Below are 6288 nucleotides of genomic sequence, written 5' to 3'. Positions count from 1 at the left end.
GACGCGGGCAAGCGGCTTCGGCGCGGTCTCGCCGGGCCGGGTTACGCCAGCGTTTGCCTCCGCGTCAGCGGAACCCTGCCCCGGGTGAGCAGCCACGCGACGGCAGCACCGAAGAGCGGCACCATGATCATCAGTGCCCCCATTTGCAGCCACGGGATGACGATGGGGAAACCGCGCTGCAGCGACAGCACCACAACCATCGGCACCGCCCCGGCGAACATGCCCAGCACGGTGCCGAGCATGGCCGTCAGGAGTGTCTGGGACCCGGAGATGGCCTTGCGCAGCTTCGTGTCCGCGCCCACGCTGGCCAAGGTTGCCTGATCGCTGCGGCCGTCCGCGAGCGCCAGCCCGGCAGTGATGCCGGCGGCACTCAAGGTGATCAGCGCCCCGCCCAACACGATTACCCAAAGGATCATGGCCAGGTTGCCGGCCGGGCCAGTTTCAAAACGAATGCTGTTGAATTGGCCCAACAACGGCTCCATGACTGCCTGCACCTGGTCATTTTCGGCCTGGCTGAGCGGCTTCGGCACCGTTGCCAGCAGCAGCTGATCGCTGACGGGTAGTTTCACGGCCGCCGCTGTGGTGGGCGAGACGACACCGTAAAAGCCAAGGGCCTTCTCCGGCTCCTCCACCACTGCCGGCAGCGATGCGGAGGTCAGTGGTGTGAGCTGCGGGCGCATGCTCGGCTGGCCCTTCGCCGACGGGTTGCCTTGCCCAGAGTTCTCCGGTGCCCTCGGGTCATAGCTGATGAGCTGCGCCGTGCCATCAGGCTGGCGGTACACCTTGTTCGTGATGACCATGCCACCCGCGCTCAGTGCTCGCAGTGCCGCAGTACTTGGCTTGCGTCCCAGCAAGGCGGTCAGTTCGGCTTCCCCGCCAACAACGATGGCTGGAATGGTGTTGTCGTAGTTGGTGTTGCTCATGGACCCCGCACAGCGCCAGTCGCCCAAGGTTGCAGGCTTCCAGTCCGGGGCCAGCTCGCATCGGTTGGCAACAGGTTCTGCCAACGCCCACTGGGGGCATGGAGTGTCAAAAGCAACTTCCATGCCTTGCTGGTTCCCTCTCGCCACTTCCTGTTGGTCCAGCTCGCACTGGGTGTCCCGCGGAGTGCCCCGCAGGACCTGGGTCCGGATATTTGGCCCCAGCGCGTCGCTCAGCAGCGAGGTTGCTGCCGTCGGATCGAGGTGGGAGAGCCCCATCGCTTCAGCGCTACCCATTCCACCGCCATAGTCCGTGAACTTGTAGTCCGTGAATTCCAGTCGGATGCCGGCTTGTTTGGGGTTGAACTGCCACTGATAGTTGCTGCTGCTGTCCGCCATGGTGCTGGCCGTTCCCACCATGAGCGCGCCGGACAGCGTGGCCGCCGCAAGCACCGCGGCAACGGCGGGCACCGTGCGCCCGCGGTTGCGGGCTGCATCGCGGGCAGCCAAGCGCAGCGGCACGGGCAGCCACGATGTCTTCGCGGTCAGCAATCCGATCAGCCGTCCCGTCAGGCAGATCAACCCAACAACCAGCGCAACGGCACCACCGATGATGAGGCCCGATGTCAGCGGAACCCACATGTATGACTGTTCGTGGTCCCGGACCCTGACGTTGACCACCCCTGCAGCGGCCATGGCCAAGGCCGCCAGCACCAGCAGGGACCACCCCACCCGCGGGGTCCACTTGGACGGCGCCTCCGCCGCGCGCCCGGATTTCAGTGCAGCAAGCGTTGCCTGCCGGGCCACCGCACGGGCAGGGACCATGGCCGCCACGAGCCCCGCCACGACGCCGAGAACCACCAGGGCCAGGGCGGGCAGCCACATCAGGTGCACCCCCGGGAACCGGCTGGAGCCTTGGGCCTGCACCACCAGCACGACGGTGACGGCGGCCACGCTGCCCAGCACAGCTCCCACAACACCTCCGGCGAGCCCCAGCCACAGGCCCCCGGCCGTGACAGTTGTGCGCAGCATGGAAGTTTCCGCGCCGGAGGCTGCCAGCAGGGCAAGGTCGCGCTGCTGCTTTCTGGCACCGACGGCAAAGGCGGCACCTGCCAGGAGGCCCACCTCCAACAACGCCAGGACCCCGATGAGCCCTACCAGAAGCAAGGTGGAGAGCATGCTGGAGTTGCGCCAGGCATCCTGCATGTACTGCGCGTCGGCGCCCAGCTCGGCCTTGCTGGGCGGATTCAGGATCAAGTTCCGCGAGGTCAGGTTGATGCCCTGGGCGTTGAACGCCTTGGCGTCGGCCCATCCCAGCGCCTTGTCCCCGGAGAGGTAGATGGTGGCAGGTGGCAGGTCCTGGGCCAGTTCCGCGGGGAACTGTGCCGGAGTCAGGAACAGAAATGATTCGCTGTCGCCTTGCCGCTCGGGGCGAATGGTGCCGACCATGGCAAAGGTTCCGGCCGACGTCGTCAATTCATCCCCGAGTGCCAGGCTGAAGCGTTCCAGCAGGCCGCGGGAGGCGAGCGCTTCCTTGGCGTTGGCCGGGGCAACCCCGTCCAGCAGCGTGTATTTGCCTTGGAAGGCGGGGTTGAGGACGTCGGCAACTGTGACGGCCACCTCAACCTGTGCCTTGCCCACGGCGGTGTGCACGGTGGTTGAGTGCCACGGAATGGCCGTGAAGCCCGCCGGCACCGCATCGGCCGGCAGGGAGGGGATGAAGCCTGGATCCGGGTCGCCCACGGGGGCGCCAAATCCGTAGTCCAGATCACCCTTGACCGGTTGGATGCTCGTGGCGTTTTGGGCGTGCAAATCCGTCAACCGGCCCTGGGTCTGCCCCAGTTCCATGGCCACGGTTTCCGCGGGTGTGGCGATGGCGCTCATGCCCACGGTGGCGGCGGCCGACATTGCAAGAATGGGCAGTGCGATCAAGGCGATGATGAGCGCCGAGCGGCCCTTGTGCCGGCGGATGTCCCGCCATGCCATGGTCAGGGCCAGGCGCAGGCGCGGCTTGCGGCCCCCTTTGACAGGGCTCAGGTCCAGCGCCACCTCAGCGACCCAACCCGGCCAAGAGCACTGACGGGTCCTGTTGCGCGGCGGCCTCGTCCACAATGCGGCCGTCCTTCAGGAACACCACCCTGTCAGCCCAGCCTGCATGCCGTGCCTCGTGCGTGACCATGACGACGGCGGCCCCTGCCTCGGCGCGGCGGCGCAGCACCTCCAGGATACCGTCGCCCGTGGCCGAATCCAGGGCTCCCGTGGGTTCGTCGGCCAGGATCAGCCGGCGGTTGCCCACAATGGCGCGGGCAATGGCCACGCGCTGCTGCTGGCCGCCGGACATTTCATCCATGAAACGGTCCGAGAGTTCTTCTATGCCCACCAGCCGCAGGGCGTCGTTGGCTTGCCGCCGGGCCTTGCGTGCGGGGGTGCCGTCAAGCTCACGCGGCAGCGACACATTCTCGGCTGCCGTCAGGGTGGGGACAAGGTTGAAGTCCTGAAACACATACCCCACGGCGCGGCGGCGCAGCCTGGCCAGCTCGTTGATGCTGAGCCCGCCCACGGGGGTGCCCTCCACGAAGATTTCACCGCTGGTGGCTTGGTCCAGCCCGCCAGCCAGGGTCAGCAGCGAGGACTTGCCCGAGCCCGAGGGGCCCATGATCGCCACGAACTCGCCGGCATGGATGGTCAGGTTCACGCTGCGCAGCGCCGCCACCGAGGTGGCGCCTTCGCCGTAGGTTCGGCTGACGTTTTCCAGCTGCAGAATTTCGTTGCTCATTCGGACACCGCCTTGCTGACCTTGGCGGCCCGGGCCGTGGGTGGCTCGGCCAGCCCGGCCACCGAGCGGGGCCCAACCTTCGTGCGGGACGCGGCGCGCTTGGCCATCCAGCCCTCGCAATGATCCAGCCACCGAACCTCGGCCTCGGTGCTGAAAATTAAGGAATCCAGCACCAGCAACCAGGCGGCGTCCTTGGGATCGCCCGCGCCGGGGTCGCCGGACAGTTGCACGCCGGCGTTGCTTGCTGCCGTGCGGCGTTGGCGCGTGTAGTCCTGCAGCAGCCGCATGGAAGCTGTGCGCTGTGCCTGCACGACGGCGGACACATCCACATCGGTCAGGGTCAGGGCAAGCGCCAATTTGATGGCCAGCTCGTTGCGCGGCGGATTGCTTGCGACGACAGGGGCGGCGAACCAGCCCATCACCTCGGCTCGCCCGGCGTCGGTGATGCTGTAGACCACGTGGCCTTCGCCGTCGTCCCCGTCCTTTTGCACCAGCGCGTCGCGCTCAAGGCGGTCAAGGGTGGTGTAGACCTGCCCAATGTTCAACGGCCAGGTGGCGCCGGTGCGCTCCTCGAACTCCCCGCGCAGCTGGTAGCCGTAGCGCGGGCTTTCCTGCAGCAGGGCCAATAGTGAATGCTTGATGGACAACGCTGGCTCCTTGGTGGGTGTGGCGCGAAAGCCCCCAATGAACCCTCGCGACAGCGGATTGCATACCGCGTATGGCAAATATAGCTACTGAGTATGGTCAACGCAAGCGCGAGGTTGCTTTGCGTCGGAACAGGATCACCTTTCGAACCTGTTGCCGCCAAGCCATTCGAAAGGACAATCAGCTCCGCAATTACGGACTTTTCGGCCATGCCCCGGAGCCATGCGATGCTGGCTGTCCAGTCCCCAGTGGTCGCCGCCCGCAGTTCTTGCTCCAGTTGGGGCGGATTGTGCTGCAAGCGCCGCAGTTGGGTCTTCGACCAATACTGGTTCCCCCGCTTGGTTCCGCGGGCTGTTGAAGAAATGGCCGTTCAGCGCTGCAGCCGGCGCAGTTCTCGCCCTGGCGTATTCTCGCCCTGGCGATCAGGGCAGGGACGCTGTTGCGCTACACCGGCCGCCCTGAATTGGCGGAGTGCCGGCCCTTGATTGTGGTTGGAGTCGTGCCCTTGGAGTGCTGTACTTGGCAACCGGTGGCGGTCCGCTTGCATGACCCGCGCCGGTACCGCGATTGGCGGGTTGCCGGGGCAGCACGGGCGAACTGTGCCGTACACGAAATAGGGCCTTTACGAGGTAAAGGCATTCCCAGCCAGCACTGAAAAGCACCGCCCCTGCAGGAGATACGAAAGTGCCAACGTTTACTGGCAGCCCTGCGGGAGGCTGACCAGCGCAAGAGCCCAAAAGCCTAAAGCGTCAGCAGCACCTTGCCCACGTGCTCTCCGGTTTCCAGATACTCGTGCGCCGCGGCCACTTGGGCCAGCGGGAAGGTCCTGTCCACCATGGGCTTGACGGCGCCGCTGGCCACCAGCGGCCAGACGTGCTCGCGCACCCCGTCCATGATGACCGTCTTTTCCTCCACTGAACGGGCCCGCAGCGTGGTTCCAATGATGGCCGCACGCTTGGTGAGCAGGTTGCCCAGGTTGAGTTCCGCCGTCGCACCTCCCTGCAGGCCAATGACCACCAGCCGCCCGTAGGTGGCCAGCGATTCAACGTTGCGGGCCAGGTATTTGGCGCCGACGACGTCGAGAATCACGTTCGCGCCGCGGCCTTCGGTGAAATCCTGCACGGCGGCAACAAAGTCGTGCGTGCGGTAGTTGACGGCCATGTCGGCCCCGAGGTAGCTGGTGAGCATGGCAACTTTCTCATCGCTGCCGGCCGTGGCAATGACGCGCGCACCGGCGGCTTTTGCGAGCTGGATGGCCATGGCGCCGATCCCGCCGGCCCCGCCGTGCACCAGCACGGTTTCACCGGCCTGCAGCTGGGCCGTCATGAACAGGTTGGAGTGCACCGTGGCGGCAACTTCGGGCAAGCCTGCGGCCGAAATCACGTCAATGCCCTCCGGCAACGCGAGCACCTGACCTGCGGGAACCGCCACCTGGGCCGCATATCCGCCGCCCGTGAGCAACGCCACAACCTTCTCGCCCAGACTGAACGGGCGGGTCACGTTGGGCCCAAACGCTGCGATCCGACCGGAGACCTCAAGGCCCAGGATCTCGGAAGTGCCCGGCGGCGGAGGGTAGAAGCCGCGGCGCTGTTGTACGTCGGCGCGGTTGATTCCCGCGGCAACCACATCAATGAGCACCTCGCCGGGACCTGCCGCGGGGGCCGGCGCCTCGCCCAATGCCAGCACCTCGGGCCCACCCGCGCCCGTTGTAATAATTGCCTTCATAACCTTCTCCATTGCCTGCAAGTACCCGTGAATCTTAGCTGCATGGGCACCCATTTTGGTAGCACCGCCCTGCCTATGAAACACTACTAGGGTTAGGAAGGTTGTCCGAGCGGCCGATGGAGCTGGTCTTGAAAACCAGTGTGCGGTAACCCCGTACCAAGAGTTCGAATCTCTTACCTTCCGCACGTATCAAAAGAAGCGGCCCCGTCACCGGGGCCGCTT

Annotated in this window: 4 protein-coding genes and 1 tRNA gene; 1 reads left to right on the top strand and 4 read right to left on the bottom strand. The window is 66.0% G+C overall.

Features of this window, described 5'->3' with window-relative positions:
* Positions 1 to 41: 41 nt before the first annotated feature.
* From QMG25_RS18835 to QMG25_RS18820, 4 genes are all read right to left on the bottom strand, one after another.
* Positions 42 to 2969 carry an FtsX-like permease family protein gene (locus QMG25_RS18835; RefSeq protein WP_283462621.1) on the bottom strand — a complete coding sequence of 976 codons (2928 nt, stop codon included), beginning with the start codon at positions 2967 to 2969 and terminating at the stop codon, positions 42 to 44.
* A 1-nt stretch (position 2970) separates the two neighbouring features.
* Positions 2971 to 3696: an ABC transporter ATP-binding protein gene (locus tag QMG25_RS18830; RefSeq protein ID WP_283462620.1), complete on the bottom strand. Its 726-nt coding sequence runs from the start codon at positions 3694 to 3696 to the stop codon at positions 2971 to 2973.
* Positions 3693 to 4343, bottom strand: a complete 651-nt coding sequence (locus QMG25_RS18825; protein ID WP_283462619.1) for a PadR family transcriptional regulator — start codon at positions 4341 to 4343, stop codon at positions 3693 to 3695. Before QMG25_RS18825 ends, QMG25_RS18830 begins: the two co-directional genes overlap by 4 nt.
* Positions 4344 to 5082: 739 nt before the next feature.
* Positions 5083 to 6066 (bottom strand): NAD(P)H-quinone oxidoreductase, encoded by a 984-nt coding sequence (locus tag QMG25_RS18820; protein WP_283462617.1) that lies wholly within the window; start codon positions 6064 to 6066, stop codon positions 5083 to 5085.
* A 95-nt stretch (positions 6067 to 6161) separates the two neighbouring features.
* Here QMG25_RS18820 and QMG25_RS18815 point away from each other — a divergent pair.
* Positions 6162 to 6249: transfer RNA gene (locus QMG25_RS18815), tRNA-Ser, on the top strand.
* Positions 6250 to 6288: the final 39 nt, after the last annotated feature.

The organism is Arthrobacter sp. H35-D1 (genome assembly GCF_030063185.1).
In the GTDB taxonomy this organism is placed as follows: Bacteria; Actinomycetota; Actinomycetes; order Actinomycetales; family Micrococcaceae; genus Specibacter.
Note: the sequence above shows the minus strand (reverse complement) of the source record. Positions and strands in the feature narration are given on the sequence as shown.